Source organism: Pseudomonas sp. NPDC089569 (assembly GCF_050280625.1).
Lineage (GTDB): Bacteria > Pseudomonadota > Gammaproteobacteria > Pseudomonadales > Pseudomonadaceae > Aquipseudomonas.
Map to the genome: position 1 here is coordinate 12,128 of NZ_JBNNVQ010000003.1, position 25,422 is coordinate 37,549.

Consider the following 25,422-nt stretch of genomic DNA (forward strand, 5'->3'; position numbering starts at 1 on the left):
TCCTTGTCATTGTTGATCCAGGTTGTACAAGGTTTAGCATTTGGTAGAGGCCTGGGCAAGGTAGTAAAGGTGTGCCGCCTGACAGATCGCTTTCACTGTAGGAGCCGGCGGTGCGGCGATCCGACTTGCCGGCGAAGGCGTTTTCATTGGTGCCGCTTGACGTGAGGCCGTCTTCGCGGGCAAGCCTCGCTCCTACGGTCACTCGATCTGGCTGATTCAATACTGATCCTGCCGCGGCAAGCGCTGCGACAACTCGTCCAGCAGTTTCTGTTCGCGCTTGTCCTCCAGCGCCCGCGCCTCGTCCATGTATCGCTGGACCAGTTTGCGCAATCCTTCGACCCGGGCGAATGCCTGCTGCCAGGTGTCCCGCGCCTTGTTGAGGTTGTTCTGGTGCCAGGCCAGGCTTTGTCGCTGCTGGTCGATGGCCGTGCCCAGTTGAGCCAGAAATCCCTGATAACCCAACAGCCACTGGCCCGATACGCCACCACTGCCGCGCACGATCCATTGCTCCTGATAGTCGAGGCGAAACGCTTCGAGGTCGGCCAGCTTGCTTTCTGCCAGACGTACCTGCCCCTGGAAATGCCCCAGGCGCTGGACCGCGGTTTTTTCGGCCTTCTCGGCCATTTCCACCACGGGAGCCAGGCGTCCCGCCCGAGTCTGGGCCATGGCCGGTTAGCCGCCCGCCGCAGGCGCGAAGATCGAGGCGAGATACGCCTCGCTTTCGCCCAGGCTGATGCTGTCGTTGAGGCCCTGACGCAGGTATTTGACCAACTGCGGTTGCAGGGAAATGGCCAGGTCGGTCTCACGGTCACCACCGGCGACATAGGCACCGACACTGATCAGGTCACGGCTTTGCTGATAACGCGACCACAGCTGCTTGAAATACTGCGCGCGGGTCATGTGCTCCGGCGACACCACGGCCGGCATCACCCGGCTGATCGAAGCTTCGATATCGATGGCCGGGTAATGACCTTCCTCGGCCAGTCGCCGCGAGAGCACGATATGCCCGTCGAGCACGCCCCGCGCCGAGTCGGCAATCGGGTCCTGCTGGTCATCGCCTTCGGACAGTACGGTGTAGAAGGCCGTGATCGAACCACCGCCCTTTTCGGCGTTACCGGCCCGCTCCACCAGTTTCGGCAGCTTGGCGAATACCGACGGTGGATAACCCTTGGTTGCCGGCGGCTCACCGATGGCCAGGGCAATTTCCCGCTGGGCCTGGGCGAAACGGGTCAGGGAGTCCATCAGCAGGAGGACGTTCTTGCCCTTGTCACGGAAATATTCGGCGATGCGAGTGCAGTACATGGCGGCACGCAGACGCATGAGCGGCGCGTCGTCCGCCGGCGACGCGACGACCACCGAACGCTTGAGCCCTTCTTCACCGAGGATGTGCTCGATGAATTCCTTCACTTCACGACCCCGCTCACCGATCAGCCCGACGACGATGATGTCGGCCTCGGTGAAGCGGGTCATCATGCCCAGCAACACCGACTTACCCACGCCAGTACCTGCAAACAGGCCCAGACGCTGGCCGCGACCGACCGTCAACATCCCGTTGATGCTACGGATACCCACATCCAGCGGCTCACTGATGGGTTCGCGCTTGAGCGGGTTGATGGTCGGGCCGTCCATCGGCACCCAGTCCTCGGCCTTCATCCCGCCCTTGCCGTCCAGCGCTCGGCCGGCGCCATCGAGCACCCGCCCCAGCATGCTCATGCCCATCGGCAGGCGCCCGCCATCGGACAGCGGCACGACCCGAGCGCCCGGCGCGATGCCGGCAACGCTGCCGACCGGCATCAGAAAAACCTTGCTGCCGGAAAACCCCATGACCTCGGCTTCGACCTGCACCGGGTGATGGCTGTCGTCGTTGATGACCATGCAGCGACTGCCCATGGCCGCACGCAAGCCTTCGGCTTCGAGGGTCAAGCCGACCATGCGTAGCAGTCGACCTTCCAGGATGGGCGCGCCCTGCAGTTGAATGGCCTCGGCATAACCGCCCAAGCGCTTGGCAAAACTGGTGCGTTCAAGGCGCATCGGGGGTGTCCGCGCCCTGTGCCGCAGGCAGGCTGGCCATCGGCAATTCAAGGCTCACGTCCGGCTCGGCCGGGTGCAATGCCTGCTCGTGCAATTGATCGAACAGCTTGTCCATCGCTTGCACGACGCGGGTTTCCACCGTGGCGTCGATACGACTGTGCTCGGTCTCGACCCGACAACCGCCCGGCAACATGGCCTCGTCTTCGACGATTCGCCAGGTTTCTTCATGGCGCTCGCGCAAGGCTTTGACCTGTGCGAAATCCTGCGGGTTGACGTACAGGCGCACATTGTCCACACCCAGCGGCAGAAGCTTGAGGGCTTCGCGCATGACGTGTTCGATCTGCGTGGAGTTGATGGCCAACTCGCGCTGAATCACCTGCCGGGTGATGTGCTGCACGAGGTTGACCAGCGACTTTTCGATCTGGGTGTCCTGCTCGGCAATGGGCTCGAACAAATGCGTCATCAGTTGTTCAAGGCTGGCGATCTTGGCGGCCAGTGCCACTTCGGCTTCCTGACGGACCTTGAGCGTGGTGCTGTGGAAGCCTTCCCTTTCGCCCACCGCGAAGCCTTCGTTGTAGGCTTCCTGGCGAATGCTTTCGAGTTCTTCGAGTGTCAGTGGCTGAACTTCCTCCAGCGGCACTTCCTCGATTTCCGGCGGCTCGGGTTCCGGCTCCGGCTCAGGCTCGGGTTCCGGCGGATCGAAACTGGGCAGCGCCCAGGTATCGAAACCACTGGCCTGCCCGGCCCGGATCAGGTCAGTGGGCGACTCATCATGCTTGACCATGGCGTTAGATCATTTCCTCGCCGCCCTTGCCGCCGAGAACGATTTCTCCGGCCTCGGCCATACGACGGGCGATGGTGAGGATTTCCTTCTGCGCCGTTTCCACGTCGCTGACACGCACCGGCCCCTTGGCTTCGAGGTCGTCGCGCAACAGTTCCGCCGCACGCTTGGACATGTTCTTGAAGATCTTTTCCTTGACGTTTTCGTCCGAGCCCTTGAGGGCCAGCACCAGCACGTCGGAAGACACTTCACGCAACAGGGCCTGGATGCCGCGATCATCGACATCGGCCAGGTTGTTGAACACAAACATGAGGTCTTCGATCTGACCGGACAGGTCTTCGTCGACTTCGCGGATCGAGTCCATCAGTTGACCTTCGATCGAGCTGTCGAGGAAGTTCATGATGTCCGCCGCGCGCTTGATACCGCCCAGGGTGGTGCGCGAGGCATTGGAGTTGCCGGAGAACTGCTTCTCGAGAATCTGGTTCAGTTCCTTCAGAGCCGCTGGCTGAACGGTGTTCAGCGACGACACTCGCAGGATGATATCCAGTCGCACCTTGTGGTCGAAGTTGCCGAGCACTTCGCCTGCCTGATCCGGGTCGAGGTAAGCCACCACGATCGCCTGGATCTGCGGGTGTTCGTAACGGATCACGTCGGCAACGGCGCGCGGCTCCATCCACTTGAGGCTATCGAGGCCGCTGGTGTTGCCTCCCAGCAGGATCCGGTCGATCAGGCCGTTGGCCTTGTCTTCGCCCAGGGCCTGGGTGAGCATTTTGCGGACATAGTCATCGGAGCCCACGCCGAGGCTGGTCTGGTCGCCGACGATGTCGACGAACTCGCTCATGACCTGCTCGACTTGCTCGCGATGCACGTTCCCCATCTGCGCCATGGCCACACCGACACGCTGGACCTCCTTGGGTCCCATGTGGCGCAGCACCTGGGCGGCGTCGGTAGAGCCAAGGGACAGCAGCAGGATCGCTGCCTTGTCGACTTTGGACAGTTTGGCGGCAACGGCTCGGTTATCACTCATCTGCGTTAATCCACTCTTTCACGACCTGAGCCACACGACCCGGGTCTTCTGCCACCAGACTCTTGATTGCGTTCAACTGCGCGTCATAGCCCTCGCTCGGGCTTGGCAGCAGGATGCTTTGCGGGCCGCCGAGGCTGACGCGGTCGTTGGCCAGTTCGCCATCCAGACCGCCCATGCCACCGAGTTCCACGTCGCTGCCGATGCCGGCCAGCTCTTTCTTGCCGCCACCGGTAATGTTGTTGAGCACCGGACGCAGTACACCGAACACCAGCACCAGAATGAACAGGACGCCCAGCACTTGCTTGACGATGTCCCAGAACCAGGGCTGGGAGTAGAACGGAATATCGGCAATCACTTCACCGCGGTCGGCGGAGAACGGCATGTTGATCACGCTGACACTGTCGCCACGACTGGCGTCGAAACCGACGGCGTCCTGCACCAGACGGGTGAAGCGCGCCAATTCGTCGGCGCTCCACGGTGTACGGGTCGTCTCGCCGTTGGCCGGGTTGACCTTGACCTGATCATCGACCACCACCGACACCGACAGGCGATTCAAACGGCCCAGCTGCTGTTTGGTGTGGCTGATGGAACGGTCGAGTTCGAAGTTCTTGGTCGATTGCGAGCGTTTGTCTGCCGGGTAAGGCGCCAGCATCGGCTGACCGGTGGCCGGGTCCATGATTTGCTGGCCGTTGGCATCGATCAAGGGTTGCCCTGGCTGCACCATGCCCGCCGACGCCGTGGCGCCGCCCGTGGTTTGCGGTGCGGAAGCCGGCGATGGCGGCTGGTTGCTCAAAGCCCCCGGTACGCCTTGCGGGCCATTGCTGGCGGTACGTTGCTCGTTGACCGACTGCTCGCTGCGCAGCGCCGGTTGATCCGGGTTGAACTGCTCGGCAGTCGACTCGACGGCACTGAAATCCACATCGGCGGAAACCTCGGCCTTGTAGCGGTCATTGCCGAGTACCGGTTGCAGGATGTTGTGCACACGCTGGGTCAGCATGCTTTCCATGCGACGGCTGTAGTCGAACTGTTTGCCGGCCATGGTCAGTTCGGAGTTTTCCGCCTGGTCGGAGAGCAGGTTGCCCTTCTGGTCGACCACGGTGATCTGCGACTTGCTGAGTTCAGGCACGCTGGTCGCCACAAGATTGACGATGGCCACGACCTGGCCTGGCTCAAGCGAGCGACCGGAATACAGCTCGACCAGAACCGAAGCGCTCGGCTTGCGCTCGTCGCGTACGAACACGGAACTCTTCGGTATCGCCAGGTGCACACGGGCACCCTTGACGTTGTTCAGACTGGAAATGGTGCGCGCCAGCTCGCCTTCCAGGCCGCGACGGTAACGGGTGGCCTCCATGAACTGGCTGGTGCCCAGGCCCTGCTCCTTGTCGAGGATCTCGAAACCGACGTTGCCATCGCTGGGCGTCACACCCGCGGCCGCCAGTTTCAGGCGCGCGCGGGGCAGATCATCGGCCTTGACCAGCAGGGCGCCGGAATTGGGTTCGACGGTATAGGGAATGTCGGCGGAAGCGAGGGTATCCATGACCTGTTTGGCGTCCATGCCGGCAAGGCTGCCGTACAGCGGACGATAATCCGGCTGCTGGGACCACAACACCACGGCAAAACCGATCGCCACGCTCGCAGCCAGGCCGACCAGAAGGCCCACCTGACGCAACATGGTCATCTCGGAAAGGTTTTCCAGGAAGGACAGCCCGAACAGCGGCGGCTTGCCGCCTGGCGGTGTGGCCTTGGCCGGAACGTTATCGGCGACTGCTTCTGCCATGACTCAATCTCGTCCTTAAACCGGCATCTGCATGATGTCTTGGTAAGCCTGAACCAGCTTGTTACGCACTTGGGTCAAGGCCTGGAAAGACACACTGGCCTTCTGCGAGGCAATCATCACGTCCGTCAGGTCGACGCCGCTCTTGCCGATCTCGAAGGCACTGGCCAACTGATTGGAGGCCTGCTGGGTATCGTTCACTTTATTGACGGCCTGACCCAGCATGTCGGAAAAGCTGTTGCCACTCAGCTCCGGGGCGGCGGCAGTCGATTTCGGCATAGACATGGCATCCATTTGCATGGCACGCATATCCAGCATCAACCGATTAAATTCAATACCTTGACTCATGGCTTCTCTCTTTGACGAGCTACGTCGTTGGCGACCCGCAATTTTTTGACACTCATTCGACGGGTAGTGAGGTGTTAGCAACAAGGGTGCCAGCTCCGCGCGCCCACTGAACAAAAGCCCTTAGCGCACGCTCCCCCGTAGGAGCCAGGCTTGCCGGCGAACCAAAGGTGGCCGTAACACCGACCTCACCGCCCTCGGTTCGCCGGCAAGTCGGGACGCCGCACCGCTGGCTCCTACAGGGGATCGGGTTCAGGTGGCGAACAAATACGCTTCCACATCCATTCCTGCATCGCGCATCTGCGCCAGCTTGTAGCGCAAGGTACGCGGACTGATACCCAGGCGCTCGGCCGCCTCCTTGCGTCGGCCACGCTCGGCGCGCAAGGTGTCGATGATCATCTGGAACTCGCGCCGGCGAAGATCATCACCCAACGCTCCGGCGGACTCCGCCTCGACCTCCACCAGCGGCACAGGCGTGGCCACCGGCAAAGGCACGCAGGAGACCGGCCCGGCCAGGCAAAAATCCTGCGGCTGGATCAAACCGCCCTGCTGCAGAATCAAGGCGCGCTGAATGGCATTATCGAGCTCTCGCACATTACCTGGCCACGGATAACCGATCAGGCAAGCCTGCGCCTCAGGCGACAGGCGTGCTGCCGCATGCTTCATTTTATGGACGTGCCTGGCCAGCAACCGCTCGGCCAGCGGCAGAATATCGGCAGTACGCTCACGCAGCGGACGCCACGCCAGCGGAAACACCGACAGACGATAGTAAAGGTCTTCGCGGAAACGGCCGGCCGCCACTTCCCCGGCCAGGTCACGGTTGGTGGTCGCCACCACGCGAATGTCCAGGGCAATGGGCTTTCGCGCCCCCACTCGCTCGACTTCGCGCTCTTGCAGCACGCGCAGCAATTTGGCTTGCAGCCCCAGGGGCATTTCGGAAATTTCGTCAAGCAGGATGGTCCCGCCGTCAGCCTGCTCGAACTTGCCGGCCTGCGCCGCGATGGCGCCGGTGAAGGAACCCTTTTCATGACCAAACAACGTGGCTTCCAGCATGTTGTCCGGGATCGCCGCACAATTGATCGCGATAAACGGCTGACTGGCACGATGGGATTGCTGGTGGATGTAACGCGCCAGCACCTCCTTGCCCGTCCCCGACTCACCGGAGATCAGCACCGTGGAATCACTGCGGGCCACCCGCGCGGCCAGCTCCAGCAATTGTGCACTGGCTGGCTCGAATGCCACCGGCCCTTCACTGTCAGCAGCCCCAAGACTGCCCAGCGCATGTCGCGCGACCTGATCGAGCAACGCCTTGGGCTCGAACGGCTTGACCAGATAGTCGGCCGCGCCCTGGCGCATCGCATCCACCGCACGCTCCACGTCACCGTGCGCCGTCATCAGTAACACCGGCAGCTGCGGCTGGCGCGCTCGCAGTACGCCCAGCAATTGGTGACCATCCATGCCCGGCATGTTGACGTCGCTGATTACCAGATTGAACACCTCGGCCTCGACCGCGACCAACGCCTCCTCTGCCGACGCCACCGCCTTGTAGTCGTGGCCGGCGAGCAGCAGCGTATCGGCCAGCGCTTCACGCAAGGCGCGGTCATCCTCGACCAGTAAAACCCTGATACTCATGCGCTTCACTCCACTCCTTGAGCATTGCTTTCTTCACTGACAAAAAGCGGCAGGATCACCTGCGCACAGGTGCCGCGCCCCAGCCGCGAGTGCAATCGGAAATCGCCCTGATGGGCACGCGCGACCGCCTTGACCACGGTCAGGCCCAGGCCGGTCCCGGTCGCCTTGGTCGTGAAGAACGGCTCGCCCAGACGCCCCAGCACGGCGCGCTCTATACCGCTGCCGCTATCACTGATGCACACGCGCAAGTGGTTGTTGCGGGTATACAGATGGACTTTCAGGCGCACATTGGCGTTGCTGGCCTGGATCGCATTTTCAACGAGATTGAGCAGAGCCCCGACCAGCGTGTCGCGACTGCACAGCAGTTCACCCGCGTGACTGTCACACTGCCAGCGGATCGGCAGATCCTGCACATGGGTCAACGCTGCCGCCTGCAGTGACTGCATCAGCTGTCTGGGGGTTACCCGATCGGTCAAAGGCAACTCGCCCCGCGCGAATACCAGCATGTCGCGCACCTGATGCTCCAGCTCGTGCAAGCGCTCCTTGAGACGCCCGGCAAACCGCTGTTGGGTCTCCACCGGCAACGCCTGTTCAGTCAAATGACTGGCATACAGCAAGGCCGCCGACAACGGCGTGCGAATCTGGTGAGCCAGCGAGGCAACCATGCGCCCAAGAGAGGAAAGGCGCTCATGGCGGGCCAGTTGGTCTTGCAAATGACGGGTTTCAGTCAGGTCGTTCAGAAGCACGAGCTGCCCAGGTTCGGCATCCAGCGAGCGCGTGGCAATCGACAGGCGCCGACCATTCTTGAGGGAGATTTCGTGACCGTCATCTTCGCGAGGGGCAAAGCAGCGGGCAATGACGTGACGCCACAGTTCACCTTCGAGCGGCAGCCCGAGCAGCTCGGAGGCCGCCGGATTGGCTTCACACACGATGCCCTGAGCGTCGATTACGATGACACCCCCTGGCAAAAGATCGAGAAGATTTTGCAGACGGTTGGCCAGGCGTTCCTTTTCCGCCAACTCCTGCATGCGCTGCGCGCTGACCACCGCCAGCTCACCCTTGAGCTCGGTAACCCGCGCTTCGAGCATGCTGTAGGAACTGGTCAACTGGTTCGACATCTGGTTGAACAACGCAAAAGCCTGCTCAAGACCAAGCCGGCTTGCCTGCTCTACGGACGATGGTTGTCCCGAGGCATCCCCAAGAGCATCTGAGACAGGAGACATCTGGGCGGATGGGGGCATGGGTGTTCTCTCGCTTGGCTGACCGTCAGTGAAACGGAACGTTGCGAGGAACTTAGCAATACCCGTGCCTAAAAAAATCCGCTGGAAAATGAAGCACTTGAAAAACAGGCGTCAATCATCCGCCTGCTCATCTCCATCACGACGGCTCATGCCGTACTTGCGCATCTTTTCCACCAGCGTGGTACGGCGAATGCGCAGGCGCTCGGCGGCACGCGCCACGATGCCATTGGCATCGTCCAGCGCCTGCTGGATCAACCCTTGCTCCAGACCACCAAGGTAGTCTTTCAGGTCCAGGCCTTCCGGCGGCAACATGGCATTGGCGGTGAAGTCCGGCGTGTGGCCGTTGATGGCCACCCGTTCTTCGAGATCACTGCGCAAGCTGTCGACCATTTGCTCATCTTCGTCGTCGACATAGCGGAATTTCTTCGGCAATTCCGCCACACCGATCACCCCGTACGGATGCATGATCGCCATGCGCTCCACCAGGTTGGCCAGCTCGCGAACGTTGCCCGGCCAGCCGTGACGGCACAGCGACATGATGGCTGCGGAATTGAAACGGATCGAACCGCGCTTCTCGTGCTCCATGCGCGAAATCAGTTCGTTCATCAACAGCGGAATATCTTCGACACGCTCGCGCAGCGGCGCCATCTCGATAGGGAACACGTTCAGCCGATAGTAAAGGTCTTCGCGGAACGTGCCGACCTCGATCATGCTCTCAAGGTTCTTGTGGGTCGCAGCAATGATGCGCACATCAACGCCCTGGGTCTTGTTGCTACCCACGCGCTCGAAGGTTCGCTCCTGCAACACGCGCAACAACTTGACCTGCATCGGCAGCGGCATGTCGCCGATCTCGTCGAGGAACAGCGTGCCGCCATTGGCCAGTTCGAAACGCCCGGCACGACTGGTGATCGCCCCGGTAAATGCGCCCTTCTCATGACCGAACAATTCGCTTTCCAGCAGCTCGGCCGGAATGGCCCCGCAATTGACCGGCACAAACGGTGCTTCACGACGCTTGGAGTGGTAATGCAGGTTGCGCGCAACCACTTCCTTACCGGTGCCCGACTCGCCCAGGATCAACACACTGGCGTCGGTGTCGGCAACTTGCTGCATCATCTGGCGCACATGCTGGATCGCCCGGCTGGTGCCGACCAGACTGCGGAAAAGATTGGGTTCACGGTGACGACCGCGTTCGCGGGCCTGGTCGTACATCTCGCGATAGACCTGGGCACGGTGCAGGGAGTCGAGCAGTTTGCTGTAGCTGGGCGGCATTTCGAGGGTGGAGAGCACCCGGCGACGCTGGTCTTCCGGCAGGTCAATGGAAGAATTATCGCCCATCAGCAAAACAGGAAGGAACTCATCCCATGCCGAGAGTGTCTTTAACAGGCCCAGAAGTGCACCAGGAGCATTGACCGTCCCGATGAGGACACAGATCACTTCACGACTAGACGATAGAGAGCCGACAGCCTGCTGCCAGTCATGGCTACCGCAGGGTAAATTTTCTTCGCCGAGAAAATTTAAAATCACCGCCAGGTCGCGGCGGCGGACGCTATCGTCATCAATCAGCAGGATTTTGGTTTCACGCCACATGCAATAGCAACTTCCCTAGTCAACTCAATGCCCAAAATGCTGGGGCAAGCTAAACGCTTGCAGGCTTGTTACGCCTGAAGACGACTGAAATCTGGAACCAGCCACTAGTTAAGTCAAAAAACCGTGCACAGTCAAATTTATGGCGCACCGTATGGATTAACCGGGGTTAATTAACCAAACAGATGGTAAACCTTTGCCGCATTTTTCGCATGGTTGATCTGCGACATCTCGTCGACTATCGCCTGCCTCTCCCCCATGGCAACCTCCAGCAGTTGCTTGTAAACAAACAGCAACTGCTCAAGGTTGTTACGCAGGACCTCCTCGTCCAACGAAGCCTCACTCAAGACATCTTCCATGCAGGAACGGCAATCGAGGTCCAATTGACCGATAGCCTCCCAGTTACGCTCGGCCAGGGCACCAACCAGCGCTTCACGGGTTTGTTCGATTCGCTGCAATACAAGACTCATGGTGTTCTCCTTTAAAACTGCGGACCCGGCTCAGCAATACCGTCCCAGCCTTCTTTGACGGTGCGGAGCAACCCGGCGACCTCATCGAGAATCTTCGCATCACTTTTGACATTCGCCTCAGCCAGGCGACGCATCATGTACAGATAAAGACTGTCGAGCTCGCCTACTGCTTCGGCGCAATTTTCAAGATCCAGGCCTTCACGCAAGCCACCGATGATGCCAACGGCCTTGTTGATGGACACACATTTTCCGGGAATGTCCTTGCGCTCCATGGCGCCTTTGGCCTGGGCGATACGATCCAGCCCACCCTCCATGAGCATCTGTACCAAACGATGCGGACTGGCCTCTGACGCCTGGGCGTGCGCGCCTACTTTCTGATATTGCCGAAGGGCTAACATTGGATTCATGTTCTACCTCATTGCCACAATGACTCGTATGTCCAGTGTATCGCCAGCGAGTCGGAAAACTTTAGATGAAAAGACAAAAACCCGGCACACGCTGAAATGCGTTGCCGGGTTTTTGTCGTCCGTCATGTCTAGTTATTGGATTTCTGGGCGTTCAAGGAGGTGAAGAACGACGTGATGCTGGTCGCGGTCGCTTTCATCTGCCCGACCAACAGGTCCATGGCGTTGTATTTGGCGGTCAACGTCTTGGTCATGTTCGCAACACGCAGATCCAGCGCCGCCTGCTGGTCTTTGAGGTTTTTGCTCACACTCTGCAAACCGGTGTTGCGCTGATCGAGCATACCACCCGTCATCACGTACGGTTTGATCGCCGCCCCCATGCGCGTCAGCAGCCCATTGGTCGCGTCCGTACCATTGAACAACTGCTGGACCTGACCACTCATGCCACTGGTAGCCATGGCCTTGCCGAACGCGGTCGTGTCGAATGCCAGCTTGCCAGTGTCGCGATCGGTCATGACACCCAACTGCGAAAGCACGGCCAGCGGACCACCCGCCCCTGGAGCCGTCAGCACGCCACGGATATCGGAAACCAGCGAACGGGTCAACGAATCACCCGTAAACGCCGCCTGGACCGTTAGCTTTCCATCGGCATCCGCTGTCGCCTTGGACAAGGTGTTGATGGTGGTCATCAGGGTGTTATAGGAATCCACGAACGACTGGATGGACGTTTGCAGACCGGTCGTGTTGGTCGCCACGGTAACAGTCGCCGCAGCCGGCGGCGTACCCGGGCTCACAGACGCCAGGTTCAGCGTCAAACCACTGATCGCTCCGGTCACTGTATTGCTCTTGCTGGTCACCGCCAGACCATCGATGGTTAGCGATGCATCCGTGGCAAGCGCGCTGACAGCACCGGAAGCAGAGGCAGAAGGATTGCTGCCCATCAACTGAGTACCGTCGATTTCGAGACCTGCGATACCGCTCACTGTGAGATCGGAACCCGAACCAGTCTTGTTGGAGCTGATGACCAGACGCGATGCACCACTGCTGTCGGTCACGATGTTGGCAGAAATGCCATTGCTCGACTGCGCAGAGTTGATGGCATCCCGCGTGCTCTGCAGGGTCGCATTGGCTGGAATCGTTACATTGTAATCAGTGCCATTTTGACTGATTTTCAGAGTACCACTCGGAATGGCACTGGTAGCACCGCCGGCAAAAGAAGCACTGGCTACTTTCGAACCAGTGGCCAGACTCTGTACAACGACATTGTAAGTCCCGGCAACCGCAGTGTTATCGGAGGTCGCAGAGAGGATCGATGGAGTGCCCGACGTAGCGGTATAACCCGCAAATGCAGGATTCGTCGTGCTACTCAAATTGGTCAGTGCCGTCTGAAAGGCGGTCAAGGCACTTTTCAATGAGCCGACACCGGAAATCTTCAGCGTGTTGGCTTTGGTCGCAGTATCGATCTGCGTTTGTTTGGCCGCTTTGTCGGAATTGACCAGCGCGGTAACGATCGAACTGATGTCCAGGCCAGAGCCCAGGCCCGTTCCCGGTAAAATTGGACTTGCCACGTTGCATCTCCTTTCAGATTGCTGCCAGTCTTTTGACCCTTACCAGCGTCCCAAGAACAGACAGACATTATTCATGCCAGCTATCAGACCTTGGCGTCGAACAATACGTGGCTTGCATTGCTCAGGCTCTCGGCCAGCTTGAGGGCCTCTGCGGAAGGAATCTGCCGCACGACTTCACCCGTCTCGCTTGCAATGACCTTCACGATGACCTTTCCGGACTGTTCGTCTATCGAGAACTCCAGATTGCGCTTGATCGACTGTACAAACTTCTCGATCTCCTGCACCGCCTGCTTCAGATGAGCGTCATCGGACTGCAGTTTTTTGTCCGGCACTGGCTCCGCCGCTGTAACACTGGCGGTTTTAGGCGTCTCGGTCGGCTTGTCCGAAACCGTATTCGCGGACTGGAGCGCCGGATAAGACACGTTAAGCTTTACGCTCATTTCCATGCCCGTCACCTCTTAAAGTAAAAAGCGAGAGAGCATGACCAGCACACTCCCCCGCTCAAACTCATTCCGAAATTACTGAAGCAGCTTCAGTACAGCGGAAGGCAGTTGGTTGGCTTGTGCCAGAACAGAAGTGGAAGCCTGTTGCAGGGTTTGCTGCTTGGTCAGGTTCGCGGTTTCTGCAGCGAAGTCGGTGTCTTGTACACGACCCTGTGCAGCGGTGGTGTTCTCAACGATGTTCTGCAGGTTGGCGATGGTGCTGGTCAGACGGTTTTGCGAAGCACCCAGGTTTGCACGAGTGCTGTTGATCTTGTCGATAGCAGCGTCGATTGCGGTGATGGCGTTGTCGATGTTACCGGACAGGGCAGCGGAAGTTGCACCGGTCAGAACAACAGTACCGCTACCTACCGACAGGCTCACGGCGTCGAACTTGGAGCTCAGTACCAGGTCGATACGGTTGGCCGAACCAGTGTTCGCACCTACTTGCAGCTGCATGGTGCCAGCCGAACCGTCCAGCAGGTTTTTGCCGTTCAGGTTGGTGGAAGCAGAGATACGGGTCAATTCGTCAGACATCTGAGCGAATTCGGAGTTGGTAGCGGTCTGGTCAGCAGTAGCGTTGGTACCGTTACGTGCTTTAACAGCCAGTTCACGCATACGCTGCAGAATGTCGGTCTGTGCTTGCAGAGCGCCTTCAGCGGTCTGAGCAACGGAGATACCGTCGTTGGCGTTCTGGATTGCTTGGTTACCACCACGGATTTGCGCGCCCATGCGGGTTGCGATCTGCAGGCCGGCGGCGTCGTCTTTGGCGCTGTTGATTTTCAGGCCGGAAGACAGACGATTCATCGAAGTCGACAGAGCGTCGGTAGCGCGGTTCAGGTTTTTCTGAACGCCCAGAGACGTGGTGTTGGTGGTTACGGTTAATGCCATGACGAATTCCTCGTTGGTTGGGTACTGCGGCTTCCGGCCCTGGCAACCGCCGGGTATGGCCTAGAGAACCTTCGTAATAGTTATCGTCGGGTTGGCGGGTTGCTTGAGGGCTTTTTTCAAAAAAATTGCCATCACCCTGCCACCCCTCAGAAAACAAGGGCTTAGCGCCCCTCAACCACGAAAAAATGACGTCATAAAACTGTCCATGACACAAACCCGCGTACTAGCGCGGTCGGTCGACTTCAGGCGGGAACAGATTCCAGCAGTTCGATCAACTCGTACTCCAGGTAGTCGGCAAGCCCCAACCAGTCCTGGCGCTCCTGGCAGGCCAGCATTTGAGTCAACAGGCACGTCCACCCCTGCTGAACATCTGCAGGCGCGCGCAACACCAGCGCCTGCACCTCATCGAAAACATCGACCATGGTCAGCGCAGCCTCGACATCACGCCCCAGTCGGAACAGCGTGGCGCATTGGCGGCACCCGGACAGGCCTTTCAACAGGGCACTCATTGGACGAACTCCGGGTTGAACTGCGTTCCGGCAATCATCGCTCCCGCCTGACTGCTGTTGAAGAAACTCACCTGCGGATGACCGGCGATGTATCGCTCAAGCACGCACAGATAACTGCGGAAATTCAACTGTGTCCTGACTCGCTGGCCATGGCCATCGCGAACCCAGTACCTGGCCTGACTGACGGGTGGCCCGAGGTCGCCGTCATTCCAGCCGGCATGGGTCTTGTCCATCGGAAATGCAAAGTCGGCGCCGAACAACGTGATGCGTCCGGCCCCCATTTTCACCGCCAGGTCCACGGCCGGATGGATCACGCTGCCCCCGACATGCAATTGCGCCCTGGGATGCTGCTCGCGCAACCGTGCATAAATCGGGCTGGCGGAATAAGCCCCGTAACGCTTGCCCCTCCAGGCCTTCAGCATCTCCGGATCGCTCATGGGCATATACACCAGCGGTATGCCATCGGATTGTTCGAAGGGTAAATGCAAAGTACTGATTCGCTGGTCGATGCTCACCACCAGATCCGGCGTGATCCCGTTCTCCCGCAGCGGCCGATAGGCCGTATCGACGCAAATGAACAGTGGTCGCTCGGCCCGCCCGCGCACCGCGGCCAACCGCTGGTAGTGACTTTCGAGGGTCGGCCCCGTGCCGATCACATAGATTTCCCGATCGGTGCAGGTGCCAAACAATTTCGTTGCATCATCGTCGGCGAGCAACACATCAAGACAATCGCGCAAGCGCTGCTGAATGAATGGCGACTGCGGATCGAACTCACGGTTGTTGAAGCTCAAATGCACTTCACTGACCAGCCGATCACGAATCTTCGCATTGAAGTCATCGGCCAGCAGCATTTCGGCAGGCAAGGCAAAAAATGGCGTGAAGATGTCCGGAAAATCGCCGGCAAAAAGCAGCTCCACACGCGGGTCATCGAGCCATTGGCGATGATCGAGCAATTGCAGCACCAGCTTGAACAATGCGCCGTTGAGGACGTGCACATAGAGCTTCTCGAGCCCGGGACGCTCAAGCAGCACTTGTGGCAACTCTCCAAGGCCGATGCCGTAAACATGCAGTTGTGGCTTGTCGAGCGGCAGACTGGAGGCCTGTACACGGGCTTCGCCAAGGCGATCGTGTCGGCTCGTGAGCTGAATGCCGTCCACACTCAACGTCGAGTCCCGTCCCTTGAGCAGCTCGACCTGGACCGTGCCCTCTTGCGTCAACAGTCGCTGATACTGCGCCGGCCAGCGCCGCTGTATCACCTGAGCATTGTCTTCAAACCATTCGCTCATGCAGCCTCGCATTCCCTTCAAACGAAAAAAGCGTCCAAGGTTACCCCTTGAACGCTTTTTTTGTATTGGCCTTTTGTATTAAAAAACTTTCACTCAAGGCCGATAGATAATTGCCGAGCCCCAGGAGAGTCCAACACCGAACCCACTGAGCGCAACGCGTTTCCAGGTGGAGTCCAGAATGCGCTTTTCCAGCAGCAATGGAATACTCGACGACACTGTATTGCCGGTTTCGACCATGTCCTTGACGAACTTCTCCGGCTCACCCTCGAAACGTCGCGCTACGGCGTCGACAATCGCCGCACTGCCCTGATGGATACAGAACGCATCGATGTCTTCGGACTTCAAGCCTGACTCATTCAACAGCTCGTGCAGATGCGCCGGCACCTTGAGCAAGGCGAAATTGAATACCTGACGGCCGTTCATGAAAAACACGCCGTCGGTGACTTTCAAATGAGGCGCGCCAGAGCCGTCGGTACCGAACTTGGACTTGCCCAGTTGCCAGGGTGCGTCTTCGCCCATCCAGGTGGCGGTGGCCGCATCGCCGAACAGCATGGTGGTGTTGCGATCTTCCGGATCGACGATCTTCGAGTACGGATCAGCCGTGATCAACAGGCCGTTTTTCAGGCCAGCGGCTTCCATGAAACCCTTCAGCGCATAAATGCCGTAGACATAGCCGGAGCAACCCAGGGAGATATCGAACGCAGCGACATGGGTCGACAGACCGAGCTTGTCCTGCACGATGGCGGCTGTATGCGGCAGTCCTTCTTCGTCACCGTTCTGGGTGACGACGATCAGCGCATCAATGGATTCACGCTTCAGATCGGGATTACTGGCAAACAACGCATTGGCCGCTTCAACGCACAGATCCGAAGTCTCCTGCGCTGCATCTTTGCGTGGCAGGAACGCCGAACCGATCTTGCCCAGGATGAATTCTTCATCCTTGTCGAACTTTGCACCTTGTGCGTAATTGTCCAAGCCGGCTACAGGAACGTAGCTCGCAATGCTTTTTATGCCAATCATTACGGCTTCCCAATAATAAACAGCCCAATACCACCACTCGCAAGGATTCGAGGGGGCGCCGACAAACCAAAAATTTTCCGTTGCAGCGGAGCAACGGCAGGAAGCGCAAAGAGCCATCACTGGACCCGATTACAGGCCAGGCGCCATCTTCCCTTGCAATACAATACATTGAAGATGCGCGTTATGACTCACAGGTCACGCTAAATTGCCGATTTGGACCTGCAAGGGGCTATTCGACCAGCGACCAGTCCAGCGGGGTTCCGCGCTTGATAGCCTGACGGGCGCGGCGCCCCAGCAGGTTTTGCGCATGTTTGGGGGCCAGTCCCAGCCCCGGACGAATGGCACGCAGATTGGCGGCGCTGAAGGGCTCGCCGGCCGCCATGTCCTGGGTGACATACAGCGAGCGACGGTAAATCAAGGAATTGCGCTCAGCCTCGGTAATACCGTAATGCACCTGCCCCATGGCCTGCCAGGCGCGTTCGGTTTCGACAACCAGACTCGCCATTTCCGCAGGCTCCAGAGAGAAACTGGCATCCACGCCCCCTGCCGAACGGTCGAGGGTGAAATGCTTTTCCACGACCGTTGCGCCCAGCGCCACTGCCGCCACGGAAACACCAACGCCCATCGAGTGATCGGACAGCCCGACTTCACAACCGAACAACTCGCGCAAATGCGGGATCGTACGCACATTGCTATTGGCGGGCGTGGCGGGATACGTGCTGGTGCATTTGAGCAGCACCAGATCCTTGCAGCCGGCCTCGCGGGCGGCACGTACCGTCTCGTCAAGCTCGGCGATACTGGCCATGCCGGTGGAAATGATCAGCGGCTTGCCGGTGGCGGCGACCTGGCGAATCAACGGCAGGTCGGTGTTCTCGAAACTGGCGATCTTGTAGGCCGGCACGTCCAGGCTTTCGAGAAACTCGACGGCGCTGCCATCAAACGGCGTGGAAAACGCCAGCATGCCGAGTTCCTTCGCCCGGGCAAAAATCGGCGCATGCCATTCCCACGGCGTATGGGCCTTCTCGTACAACGCATAAAGCGAAGTGCCAGCCCACAGGCTGTCGGGATCCTTGATGAAGAACTCGTTTTCGGCCAGGTCCAGGGTCATGGTATCGGCGGTGTAGGTTTGCAGCTTCAACGCATGCGCACCGGCCTTGGCGGCGGCCTCGACGATTTGCAACGCAACGTCCAGCGACTGGTTATGGTTGCCGCTCATTTCCGCAATGATGAAGGGCGGCGCATCGGCACCGATCAGGCGCTCGCCAATCTTGAAACTAGTCATTTGCAGGATCCTTCAATACGCGAGTGAATGCGCAGGCATTCTGGGTAAAACCGGCTTGGCGAAAAACGTTCAGCGACGCTTGATTATCGGGCAGCACCTGGGCGGTGAGCGACTCCAGTTGCGGCCAGTGCGCGGTGATAAACGCTGTACCCCGCTCCAGCAGCGCCGCGCCCCACCCCAGCCCCATGCGCTCTGCGAACAGGTAAATCGACACTTCGGCCGTAATGCCGCACAAGTCATAACGCAGAACACCGACCGGCCCGTCATCGGATTCGGCGATCAACAGCATCCGGCAAACATTGTTCAAGCTTGCCGTCAGCCAGTTCTGATGGGCCGCGCGGTCGATCGGGCCGGTTTCCAATGACCAGCGTCGCACCGCCTCGGCGTTGCGCCCATCGAACAACAACTGCGCATCATCCAGGGTGGCCGGTCGCAACTTCAGCAACGCCCCCATCAATGCCGCCGCCACACGCTGCACACCTCGCCCATCGACCAGCTGCCGCGAACGCAAGGCCAGGCTCTGGCGCAAGCCCTGATTGCCGGCGACGAATCCGATGGCCAGACGCAGTTGCTCAACGCTGACCTGCTCCCGGGCGCCCATGAATACGTGGGCGCCGAAAGTCGCCATGACCTCGCCGTTGGCCAACTGATTGTTCGATACGGCAATGCAGATGGTCGGCAACCCCATCGCCGCCCGTTCCCAACTCGTACCGCCCCCAGCCCCGATAAACAGGTCGGCTTCGGTCATCAATCGATAGAAGTCGCTGACGTAACTGTGTAGTCGCCAATTGGGCTTGCTCGCCGCCAAAATCTGCATCTGTGCCCAGGCCGGATTATCGGCACCGGCGACAAAATCGACTTCCAGTTCAGGGAAATCCACCAGTGCCAACATCGCGTGATGAGTCTGCATCGCGGCATCGAAACCACCGAAGTTCACTAACACACGGCGGGCCTGAGGCTTGATTTCGATGGCCGGGCAGCGAAACTCCTCGCGCAACATGGCATACCGAGGGCCGAACAACGTTCGACAACCAGGGGGGAGCAGTGATCTGTAGTCCTGCGCAGTGCCCGACAGATTCTGGTTCAGCAGCAAATCGACTGTGTAGGCACGAGTGGCGAGATCATCCACTGCAGCGATCCGTGGAGCCCAACGCCGCGCGGCGGTCTGCCACTGATGATCAAGGCCATAGTGATCGACGAGGATCCAGTCGAAGGCTGGATGCCGTTCAAGCAACACATCCAGCGCAGCGACATCCGCCTGCCATGGCAGCATGGACTCGATGGCTTGTTGCGGGTCTTCGCCGTCATAGCGCTCCGGCAATGAAAACGTTTCGAATCCTTCGGCCTGCAGTGCATCCAGTCGATGACCCGGCAACAGGCGACAAGCGAATGCCACGTGACTGCCCTGCCGGCGCAACACTCGAGCCAAAGTCAGGCATCGGGCGATGTGACCGCTACCGATGTTGGGCGAGGCGTCGGAACGGATCAGCACTCTCATTGAATTTCACCTGCAGCCTTCAGCGCTGCATACAGGTATTCGGCACGCTTCCAGTCATCCGGTGTATCGATGTCCTGAACCAGATAGCGCGGCAAAATCACTGGCAGGCTTTGTGGTGAATACAGCAGTTCCCCTCGCAACCAGGCTTCGCTACGCCCCCAGTAAAACTGTCCGGCATCCTGATAGGCAGCCGACAAGTCCTGCGAACGGGTATGACGGAACTGTGGATACAACGCATTCAATGCGCCCTGATCGTCAAGGGTCAACGCTCGCTGAACCGGGAAACCGAACTCGCACACCGAAAACGCATAAGACTTGTCGGGATGCTGATTCAGCAGATTCAATCCAGTGGCGAGAAATCGCGGCTGCAACAGCGGTGCGGTCGCGTAAATGCAACAGGCCCGATCGAATTCGTGACCCTGCTCACGCAATGCTTGCAAGGCATGGACAATCACCGCTGCGGTGCCAGTGAAGTCATCCGCCAGCGCCGCCGGACGCATGAAGGGCACCTGCGCGTCGCAGGCACGTGCCACTTCGGCAATCTCCTCGTCGTCAGTGCTGACCACCACGTGAGAAAACAAGCCCGATTCCACTGCTGCCTGAATCGAGCGGGCAATCATCGGCACGCCCGCGAACGGCTTGAGATTCTTGCGCGGTATGCGCTTGCTGCCACCGCGGGCCGGGATGATTGCGACGTTGCTCAATGGCGTTTTTCCAGCAGAAACCAAGTGATGTCATCCACCGGAAACCGCGGATCGCGGTGGTAACCAAAGCCATAATCCAGCAATTGCAGGTCGGCATATCGATCGAGCATTTCCCCGGCGAAATCACGCTTGAACAACTTGCCGCTGTTACCGCGATACGGAACCTCGACCGGTGCAGGGTTGTAGTACTCGGCAATCAGTATGTAGCGCTGGCTCAGAGCATAAAGCTGCTCGTACGCCGCCGGCAGCAACTCCGGCGCCAGGTGAATCAGCACGCCTTTGCTCAGGGTCAGGTCAAAAGTACGTTCGCGGGGAAAATCGAACAACGATCCTTGCCAGATCTGTGCAATGCCCTGTTCCCTGGCAGCGGCACAAGCGCTTGCATTGATCTCTACGCCAAACAATTCGCAGTGGGGCAGCAGCTGGCGCAATGCCTGCAAGTTGTTACCCGCATTGGTACCCAGCTCCAGCAGGCTATCTACCCGTCCGACCCGTGTCAGCGCCTTGGCAAACAGCGCCAGATTGTTCGCCACCAACGCCTGCCCGATATTGCGACTGACGTACTGGTTGCCGAATTCGCCCTGCCAGAAAGTTTCCTGTTCGGTCAGTTCACGCATCACACATTTCCCACCAGCCGCCATGGCTGAATCAATTCAATCAACTGCTGCATCTGCTCGATCACGTAGTCCTGCTCCTCATCGCTGAGCAATGGATACAACGGCAGGCTAATGGCTTCAGCGTAATATTGTTCGGCCTGCGGAAAATCACCTTCGGCGAATCCGAGCTCACGATAGTACGGCTGCAAATGCACCGGAATGTAGTGCAGGTTCACACCGACACCGGCAGCCCGCATCCCTTCAAAGACCTCACGATGGCTGAGTGTGATCTGATCGAGTTGCAGGCGTACCACATACAAATGCCACGACGATTCGGCTTCGGCTTGTGCGCTGGGCAAGGTCAGCGGCAGGTAGGCCAGCAACCGGTCATATCGCGCCGCCAATTCGCGCCGGCGCTCGATGAACTCATCGAGCTTGTTCAGTTGCGAAAGGCCAAGAGCCGCTTGCAAGTCGGTAATCCGATAGTTGAAGCCCAACTCCACCTGCTCGTAATACCAGGGACCATGGCTGGGACCGGTCATTTGTTGCGGATCGCGGGTCATGCCATGACTGCGCAAGCGCTGCAAGCGCTCGGCAAGTTCGGGACTGTTGGTCATGACCATGCCACCTTCGGCGCTGGTGATGATCTTCACCGGATGAAAGCTGAACACCGTCATTGCTGCGAATTCGCCGCAACCTACCGGGCGCCCGGCGTAAGACGCACCGGCTGCATGGGACGCGTCCTCGATGACGGTGAAGCCATAGCGCTTGGCCAATGAGGCGATCCTGCGCATGTCGCAACTCTGTCCGGAGAACGCAACGGCCACCACCACTTTGGGCAACCGGCCTTCTCGCTCGGCGCGCTCGAGTTTGCTGGCAAGCGCACCCGCGTCGAGGTTCCAGGTATGCGGGTCGATATCGACAAAATCCACTTCGGCACCGCAATAGCGACCACAATTTGCAGAGGCCAGAAAGGTATTCGGTGTCGTCCACAACCAATCGCCCGGGCCGAGGCCTGCTGCCAGACAAGCGATATGCAACGCCGCAGTGGCATTGCACACCGCAACGGCATAACCAGCCTCGCAACGATCGGCCATCGCGCGTTCGAAACGCTCGATGGTCGGCCCCTGAGTCAGCCAGTCGGACTGCAAGATACCGACGACGGCGTCGATATCCGCCTGGTCAAGACTTTGTCGAGCGTAGGGAATCATGCTGACAACCAGATAGGGGCAAGCACGTTCCGGGCAGACGGACACCCGAACGAACCCGCGCCGCCAGAAATGAAAATCGATTTACCGTTGAACATGCCTTGAGTCCTTAATTGCTGTGCGCGGGGCTTACCCGAGCAACTGCGTCCAATTGACCGGAGCGCTTTCACCCAGGGAATAACCTTTGCCGTTCAAGGACAGGTTGGCGTTGTAGGCCTGGTCCTGGGCAAAAGCCGTGGCCCATTTTTCACGCAATGCCTCAAGGGCTTGCGATGGTTGCGGTACTTCGCCCGAATGAATGACCTGGACCTGTGGCGTCCAAACGGTGAGGTATCCGGCCTGGCCTGCCTTGAGGCACAGATCGACATCGCTCAAGCCTTGCGCGAAGGTCACATCGTCCAGACCGTCCACCGCATCGAACAGTGCCTTGCGTACCATCAGGCACACCTTCGATACCGCCGAGCAGTTCTGCTCCACGCTCAGGCGCTGCATGTAGCCCTTGGCATCCTGCTTTTCGCCGACGAACGCCGAACCGACGCCACCGTTCAGGCCCAGAATCAGACCGGCCTGGGTGACCTTGCCATCGCGGCCGATCAATTTGGGACCGACCACGCCGACTTCCGGACGCTGCGCGTGATTGAGCAGCGACTCCAGCCAGTTCGGGTTGACCAGTTCGCAATCCGCTGCCAGCAGCACCAGGTATTCGCCACGGGCCTGCTGGCTGGCGGCGTTGAACAACGCAGCTTCGCTCAGCACGTGATCGGCGCGCAGGACATTGACCTTGTGATGCTGATAAGTACCCAGCCAGTCGTTGACCTCGGCCGACGGGTTGGAATTGAGTGCGATCAGCACTTCATATTGGGTGTAGCGGGTACGCAGCAACACGCCTTGCAGGCACTGCTGCAGCGCCGCCAGGTCATCCCCGGCCGGCACGATGATCGATACCAGCGGGCGCTCCGCATGGCGGTAATCGATCTGATAGGTGCCAGGTGTCGCCGAGGTGACCTTGGCTTTGTAGCCACGACTGCCCAAGTGGCGCAACAACGTCAGGCGCTCATCGGCGTTCTCTTCCAGCTCCGGCGCCCGGGCGATGACCAGCGGTTCATCCAGATGAGCCAAGCCGTTGAGGCCGCCCTGCTCGATGATACGCAGCAGCAGGTCGAACTCCAGCGCCTTGCTGAAGTCGGGCTGGTAGCCGCCGACTTCGATAAACACCTCGCGACGGATCAACCAGTGACGCGACATCAGGCCAGGCAGGCTCTGCAGCAGATCAAGATTGAAGCCGGGGCGGAACACATCCACCAGTGCGCCTTCGCCGTTGCGCTGGATTTCATCGGTGCAAACGGCACGGCAGTGCTCGGCGGACAGCAACTCCAGGCTCGCTCGCAACAGGCCACCGGCGGTGAATTCGTCCCCCGCCTCGGCCAGCATCAGCCAGTCGCAAGGTGACTGGCGAGCGCTCTGATTGAGTTTTTCGACATAGTTGCCTTCAGTGACCCGGACGAAGTGCAGGGTGTTCTGCGCCGTCGTGGCCGTCGGTGCTTCACCGGTGGTGAACACCACAATCCTGAACGCCTTGCTGTGACCTTCGAGCAGGCTGTCGAGCGTGGTTTGCAGCTTGTCGACATCGTTGTCCAGATCCAGCAGGAAGATGCCGAATTGCGGGCCTCCACCGTTGGCCGCCAGGTGCAGGCTGATCGACTCGGCCTCCCGTGCATCGGGCTGGCGTGGTGCAAGCCAGTTGAGCAGGCGTCCCGACTGCATCTTGTCGAACGTCTGGTAGTGGTCGTCCCGGGACACCTCGTCCAGGCGCGCAATCCAGTCACGCATGGCCTGTGCGTCCTCGTCCTCGCCCAGCAGCTCCAGTTGAGTCAGCAAGCGCTTGACCACGGGGCGATTGAACGCGTTGAGATCGTGTGCCAGCCACAAACGGTCGACGATGCTCTCCGCCGTGTCGTTATTGCGCGGGCTCAGCAAATGTTCCTGGCGAGTCCACACACCTTCGAGCAATTCAAGTTGCAAGCGACCGGCCGGCATGGCGTGCAGCAGGAATTCGAACTGGGTCAGCCGATCGAAAAATGCCTGATTGTAAAAAGGCATCTCGACATATTGCTTCGGCCCGAAACGATGCTCCGGTGCCTTGAGGGTGTTGTTCCAGATGGACTGGAAAATCAGCTCCACCGTCAGTGCCCGACCGGTTTGCAGGCTGTCGATCATGGCATCGAAACTTTCCATGACAAAGGCTTTGCCCTGCACCGGATCAAGGCCCTTGATACCGGTTGGCAACGAGGCCAGGAACTCGGCGAAGGCATGACGCTCGGCCACCGATTTGCTATCGGTGTAGGTCAACGAGTGATACACCTCGGTATTGTGCTCGGAGTTGCCGTAGTTGATCTCGCGCACCACGTAGGCACTCGGCAGAATCCGCGCCTTGGCGCACGCCAGCATGTAGTACACATGGCCGATTTCCTGCCATTGGAAGCTGGTGCCCGGCGGCAGCAACGAATACCAGGATTTCATCAGGTCGGTACGGGTCACCGCGTAGAACGGCGGCAGGTACTGGCTCATGTAGTCCACGACGCGATCCTGGGCCCGCTCGGACGAATAGTCCTCGCACACCTTTTTGTCGCGGCGGTAGTAGCTCACGCTGCCACCGAGGGTCAGGTACATCAGGCAATAGCCGTGGCACATCCCGTAGTCGCGGTTCTCCTCCAGGAAATCCACCGACTCGAACAACGCGTCATGCACGATGAAGTCGTCGTCGGCCGCCAGCACCATGTACGGGGTGGTCACTTGCTCCACGCCGTGGGCAATCTTGGCCTGGAAGCCACTGTAGGCGAACTGCGGCACGTGCTGGTAGTCGACGTCGGGCAGCTCGCCCTTGAAAGGCTCGGTCGCGGAATCCAGGACCAGGACTCTGCAAGGCAAGGCACCGTAATACTTCATCGCCCTGCGCAAAAAGGCCGGACGATTGTGGGAAATCAACACCACCGTCAGCAACTCATTGAGTGGCAACCTGTGCTCAGAAACGGACTTGCCTTGCATAACCTCTCCCCACAACCGGCGAAACGCCTGATAAACGCTTTATTGAT

General features: G+C 59.4%; 23 protein-coding genes. All 23 read right to left on the reverse strand.

Going from position 1 to position 25,422, the window contains the following annotated elements:
• Positions 1 to 216: 216 nt before the first annotated feature.
• The 23 genes from fliJ to ACQKP2_RS02505 all read right to left on the reverse strand — a co-directional run bounded on the left by fliJ (position 217) and on the right by ACQKP2_RS02505 (position 25,375).
• A complete protein-coding gene (fliJ, locus tag ACQKP2_RS02395; RefSeq protein WP_095195720.1) occupies positions 217 to 666 on the reverse strand; it encodes a flagellar export protein FliJ in 450 nt (149 codons plus the stop codon).
• Between the two features lie 6 nt (positions 667 to 672).
• The gene (gene fliI, locus ACQKP2_RS02400) at positions 673 to 2,031 is read right to left on the reverse strand and encodes a flagellar protein export ATPase FliI (RefSeq protein ID WP_427574074.1); all 1,359 of its coding nucleotides are present in this window, start codon (positions 2,029 to 2,031) and stop codon (positions 673 to 675) included.
• The gene (gene fliH, locus ACQKP2_RS02405; RefSeq protein WP_427574076.1) at positions 2,021 to 2,815 is read right to left on the reverse strand and encodes a flagellar assembly protein FliH; all 795 of its coding nucleotides are present in this window, start codon (positions 2,813 to 2,815) and stop codon (positions 2,021 to 2,023) included. Before fliH ends, fliI begins: the two co-directional genes overlap by 11 nt.
• A gap of 4 nt (positions 2,816 to 2,819) precedes the next feature.
• Positions 2,820 to 3,839, reverse strand: a complete 1,020-nt coding sequence (gene fliG / locus ACQKP2_RS02410; protein WP_077045773.1) for a flagellar motor switch protein FliG — start codon at positions 3,837 to 3,839, stop codon at positions 2,820 to 2,822.
• Complete coding sequence (gene fliF / locus ACQKP2_RS02415) at positions 3,832 to 5,616, reverse strand: flagellar basal-body MS-ring/collar protein FliF (protein WP_427574078.1); 1,785 nt, start codon at positions 5,614 to 5,616, stop codon at positions 3,832 to 3,834. The genes fliG and fliF overlap by 8 nt, the downstream gene beginning before the upstream one ends.
• A gap of 15 nt (positions 5,617 to 5,631) precedes the next feature.
• Positions 5,632 to 5,961 (reverse strand): flagellar hook-basal body complex protein FliE, encoded by a 330-nt coding sequence (fliE, locus tag ACQKP2_RS02420; RefSeq protein WP_427574080.1) that lies wholly within the window; start codon positions 5,959 to 5,961, stop codon positions 5,632 to 5,634.
• Between the two features lie 249 nt (positions 5,962 to 6,210).
• Complete coding sequence (locus ACQKP2_RS02425) at positions 6,211 to 7,590, reverse strand: sigma-54-dependent transcriptional regulator (RefSeq protein WP_427574082.1); 1,380 nt, start codon at positions 7,588 to 7,590, stop codon at positions 6,211 to 6,213.
• A gap of 5 nt (positions 7,591 to 7,595) precedes the next feature.
• On the reverse strand, positions 7,596 to 8,813 hold the full coding sequence (locus ACQKP2_RS02430; RefSeq protein ID WP_427574303.1) for a sensor histidine kinase: 1,218 nt from the start codon (positions 8,811 to 8,813) through the stop codon (positions 7,596 to 7,598).
• A gap of 129 nt (positions 8,814 to 8,942) precedes the next feature.
• Positions 8,943 to 10,418, reverse strand: a complete 1,476-nt coding sequence (locus tag ACQKP2_RS02435) for a sigma-54 dependent transcriptional regulator (protein ID WP_427574083.1) — start codon at positions 10,416 to 10,418, stop codon at positions 8,943 to 8,945.
• A gap of 170 nt (positions 10,419 to 10,588) precedes the next feature.
• A complete protein-coding gene (locus ACQKP2_RS02440; RefSeq protein ID WP_427574084.1) occupies positions 10,589 to 10,885 on the reverse strand; it encodes a flagellar protein FliT in 297 nt (98 codons plus the stop codon).
• Between the two features lie 11 nt (positions 10,886 to 10,896).
• Positions 10,897 to 11,292 carry a flagellar export chaperone FliS gene (fliS, locus tag ACQKP2_RS02445; RefSeq protein WP_427574086.1) on the reverse strand — a complete coding sequence of 132 codons (396 nt, stop codon included), beginning with the start codon at positions 11,290 to 11,292 and terminating at the stop codon, positions 10,897 to 10,899.
• Positions 11,293 to 11,420: 128 nt separating this feature from the next.
• Positions 11,421 to 12,857, reverse strand: coding sequence for a flagellar filament capping protein FliD (gene fliD, locus ACQKP2_RS02450; protein WP_427574087.1), 1,437 nt, complete (start codon positions 12,855 to 12,857; stop codon positions 11,421 to 11,423).
• Between the two features lie 83 nt (positions 12,858 to 12,940).
• Entirely contained in the window at positions 12,941 to 13,303 is a 363-nt protein-coding gene (locus tag ACQKP2_RS02455; protein WP_427574089.1) for a flagellar protein FlaG, read from the reverse strand.
• Positions 13,304 to 13,375: 72 nt separating this feature from the next.
• Entirely contained in the window at positions 13,376 to 14,227 is an 852-nt protein-coding gene (locus tag ACQKP2_RS02460) for a flagellin domain-containing protein (protein WP_427574090.1), read from the reverse strand.
• A 242-nt stretch (positions 14,228 to 14,469) separates the two neighbouring features.
• Positions 14,470 to 14,736 carry a hypothetical protein gene (locus tag ACQKP2_RS02465; RefSeq protein WP_427574091.1) on the reverse strand — a complete coding sequence of 89 codons (267 nt, stop codon included), beginning with the start codon at positions 14,734 to 14,736 and terminating at the stop codon, positions 14,470 to 14,472.
• A complete protein-coding gene (locus ACQKP2_RS02470; protein WP_427574093.1) occupies positions 14,733 to 16,022 on the reverse strand; it encodes a motility associated factor glycosyltransferase family protein in 1,290 nt (429 codons plus the stop codon). Before ACQKP2_RS02470 ends, ACQKP2_RS02465 begins: the two co-directional genes overlap by 4 nt.
• Before the next feature lie 93 nt (positions 16,023 to 16,115).
• Complete coding sequence (locus ACQKP2_RS02475) at positions 16,116 to 17,042, reverse strand: ketoacyl-ACP synthase III (RefSeq protein WP_427574094.1); 927 nt, start codon at positions 17,040 to 17,042, stop codon at positions 16,116 to 16,118.
• Positions 17,043 to 17,271: 229 nt separating this feature from the next.
• Positions 17,272 to 18,324 carry a pseudaminic acid synthase gene (gene pseI / locus ACQKP2_RS02480; RefSeq protein WP_427574096.1) on the reverse strand — a complete coding sequence of 351 codons (1,053 nt, stop codon included), beginning with the start codon at positions 18,322 to 18,324 and terminating at the stop codon, positions 17,272 to 17,274.
• Entirely contained in the window at positions 18,317 to 19,822 is a 1,506-nt protein-coding gene (gene pseG / locus ACQKP2_RS02485; protein WP_427574098.1) for a UDP-2,4-diacetamido-2,4,6-trideoxy-beta-L-altropyranose hydrolase, read from the reverse strand. Before pseG ends, pseI begins: the two co-directional genes overlap by 8 nt.
• A complete protein-coding gene (pseF, locus tag ACQKP2_RS02490) occupies positions 19,819 to 20,526 on the reverse strand; it encodes a pseudaminic acid cytidylyltransferase (protein ID WP_427574100.1) in 708 nt (235 codons plus the stop codon). The genes pseG and pseF overlap by 4 nt, the downstream gene beginning before the upstream one ends.
• A complete protein-coding gene (locus ACQKP2_RS02495) occupies positions 20,523 to 21,143 on the reverse strand; it encodes a pseudaminic acid biosynthesis-associated methylase (RefSeq protein ID WP_427574102.1) in 621 nt (206 codons plus the stop codon). The genes pseF and ACQKP2_RS02495 overlap by 4 nt, the downstream gene beginning before the upstream one ends.
• Complete coding sequence (gene pseC / locus ACQKP2_RS02500) at positions 21,143 to 22,333, reverse strand: UDP-4-amino-4,6-dideoxy-N-acetyl-beta-L-altrosamine transaminase (protein ID WP_427574104.1); 1,191 nt, start codon at positions 22,331 to 22,333, stop codon at positions 21,143 to 21,145. The genes ACQKP2_RS02495 and pseC overlap by 1 nt, the downstream gene beginning before the upstream one ends.
• Before the next feature lie 126 nt (positions 22,334 to 22,459).
• Positions 22,460 to 25,375: a glycosyltransferase family 2 protein gene (locus ACQKP2_RS02505; protein WP_427574106.1), complete on the reverse strand. Its 2,916-nt coding sequence runs from the start codon at positions 25,373 to 25,375 to the stop codon at positions 22,460 to 22,462.
• Positions 25,376 to 25,422 lie beyond the last annotated feature (47 nt).

What these genes read in the sequence shown, in the direction of transcription:
- fliJ (WP_095195720.1), bottom strand. Translation starts at nt 666, where the DNA reads ATGGCCCAGACTCGGGCGGGACGCCTGGCTCCCGTGGTGGAAATGGCC.
- fliI (WP_427574074.1), bottom strand. Translation starts at nt 2,031, where the DNA reads ATGCGCCTTGAACGCACCAGTTTTGCCAAGCGCTTGGGCGGTTATGCC.
- fliH (WP_427574076.1), bottom strand. Translation starts at nt 2,815, where the DNA reads ATGGTCAAGCATGATGAGTCGCCCACTGACCTGATCCGGGCCGGGCAG.
- fliG (WP_077045773.1), bottom strand. Translation starts at nt 3,839, where the DNA reads ATGAGTGATAACCGAGCCGTTGCCGCCAAACTGTCCAAAGTCGACAAG.
- fliF (WP_427574078.1), bottom strand. Translation starts at nt 5,616, where the DNA reads ATGGCAGAAGCAGTCGCCGATAACGTTCCGGCCAAGGCCACACCGCCA.
- fliE (WP_427574080.1), bottom strand. Translation starts at nt 5,961, where the DNA reads ATGAGTCAAGGTATTGAATTTAATCGGTTGATGCTGGATATGCGTGCC.
- ACQKP2_RS02425 (WP_427574082.1), bottom strand. Translation starts at nt 7,590, where the DNA reads ATGAGTATCAGGGTTTTACTGGTCGAGGATGACCGCGCCTTGCGTGAA.
- ACQKP2_RS02430 (WP_427574303.1), bottom strand. Translation starts at nt 8,813, where the DNA reads ATGTCTCCTGTCTCAGATGCTCTTGGGGATGCCTCGGGACAACCATCG.
- ACQKP2_RS02435 (WP_427574083.1), bottom strand. Translation starts at nt 10,418, where the DNA reads ATGTGGCGTGAAACCAAAATCCTGCTGATTGATGACGATAGCGTCCGC.
- ACQKP2_RS02440 (WP_427574084.1), bottom strand. Translation starts at nt 10,885, where the DNA reads ATGAGTCTTGTATTGCAGCGAATCGAACAAACCCGTGAAGCGCTGGTT.
- fliS (WP_427574086.1), bottom strand. Translation starts at nt 11,292, where the DNA reads ATGAATCCAATGTTAGCCCTTCGGCAATATCAGAAAGTAGGCGCGCAC.
- ACQKP2_RS02455 (WP_427574089.1), bottom strand. Translation starts at nt 13,303, where the DNA reads ATGGAAATGAGCGTAAAGCTTAACGTGTCTTATCCGGCGCTCCAGTCC.
- ACQKP2_RS02460 (WP_427574090.1), bottom strand. Translation starts at nt 14,227, where the DNA reads ATGGCATTAACCGTAACCACCAACACCACGTCTCTGGGCGTTCAGAAA.
- ACQKP2_RS02465 (WP_427574091.1), bottom strand. Translation starts at nt 14,736, where the DNA reads ATGAGTGCCCTGTTGAAAGGCCTGTCCGGGTGCCGCCAATGCGCCACG.
- ACQKP2_RS02470 (WP_427574093.1), bottom strand. Translation starts at nt 16,022, where the DNA reads ATGAGCGAATGGTTTGAAGACAATGCTCAGGTGATACAGCGGCGCTGG.
- ACQKP2_RS02475 (WP_427574094.1), bottom strand. Translation starts at nt 17,042, where the DNA reads ATGATTGGCATAAAAAGCATTGCGAGCTACGTTCCTGTAGCCGGCTTG.
- pseI (WP_427574096.1), bottom strand. Translation starts at nt 18,324, where the DNA reads ATGACTAGTTTCAAGATTGGCGAGCGCCTGATCGGTGCCGATGCGCCG.
- pseG (WP_427574098.1), bottom strand. Translation starts at nt 19,822, where the DNA reads ATGAGAGTGCTGATCCGTTCCGACGCCTCGCCCAACATCGGTAGCGGT.
- ACQKP2_RS02495 (WP_427574102.1), bottom strand. Translation starts at nt 21,143, where the DNA reads ATGCGTGAACTGACCGAACAGGAAACTTTCTGGCAGGGCGAATTCGGC.
- pseC (WP_427574104.1), bottom strand. Translation starts at nt 22,333, where the DNA reads ATGATTCCCTACGCTCGACAAAGTCTTGACCAGGCGGATATCGACGCC.
- ACQKP2_RS02505 (WP_427574106.1), bottom strand. Translation starts at nt 25,375, where the DNA reads ATGCAAGGCAAGTCCGTTTCTGAGCACAGGTTGCCACTCAATGAGTTG.